The sequence below is a fragment of the Paenibacillus sp. IHBB 3054 genome (assembly GCF_051594305.1).
Taxonomy (GTDB): Bacteria; Bacillota; Bacilli; order Paenibacillales; family Paenibacillaceae; genus Paenibacillus_AQ.
Genome location: NZ_JBOFBG010000153.1, coordinates 1 through 553 on the forward strand (window position 1 = coordinate 1; position 553 = coordinate 553).

General features: G+C 51.4%; 5 tRNA genes. All 5 read left to right on the forward strand.

What is annotated here, in order from left to right:
* Window positions 1–54 precede the first annotated feature (54 nt).
* Window positions 55–131 (forward strand) — tRNA-Ile (locus ACQ76X_RS36175).
* A gap of 3 nt (window positions 132–134) precedes the next feature.
* Window positions 135–210 (forward strand) — tRNA-Asn (locus ACQ76X_RS36180).
* 4 nt (window positions 211–214) lie between these two features.
* Window positions 215–307: transfer RNA gene (locus tag ACQ76X_RS36185), tRNA-Ser, on the forward strand.
* 18 nt (window positions 308–325) lie between these two features.
* Window positions 326–397, forward strand: a tRNA-Glu gene (locus ACQ76X_RS36190).
* 6 nt (window positions 398–403) lie between these two features.
* Window positions 404–479: transfer RNA gene (locus ACQ76X_RS36195), tRNA-Val, on the forward strand.
* The last annotated feature ends 74 nt before the right edge of the window (window positions 480–553 follow it).

Genomic DNA, 553 nt, shown 5'->3' on the forward strand with positions numbered 1-553 from the left:
CAACCACACACACTGTGGTATTTTTTTTGCCCTTAATATTTATATACGGTAGAAGGGCCTTTAGCTCAGCTGGTTAGAGCGCACCCCTGATAAGGGTGAGGTCGGTGGTTCGAGTCCACTAAGGCCCACCATTTTCCCTGATAGCTCAGTTGGTAGAGCACTCGACTGTTAATCGAGTTGTCACAGGTTCGAGTCCTGTTCGGGGAGCCATTATGGAGAGGTGTCCGAGTTTGGCCGAAGGAGCACGATTGGAAATCGTGTAGGCGCCACAAGCGTCTCGAGGGTTCGAATCCCTCTCTCTCCGCCACAAATTTTCAACAAGCATGGCCCGTTGGTCAAGGGGTTAAGACACCTCCCTTTCACGGAGGTAACATGGGTTCGAATCCCATACGGGTCATATCATGGAGGCTTAGCTCAGCTGGGAGAGCATCTGCCTTACAAGCAGAGGGTCGGGGGTTCGATCCCCTCAGCCTCCACCATAACATTTCCCTAAGAAGCTGAAGCTTCGCAATGGATTCCAGGTGTTTTTCTGGGACCGAAAGGGAACAATAAC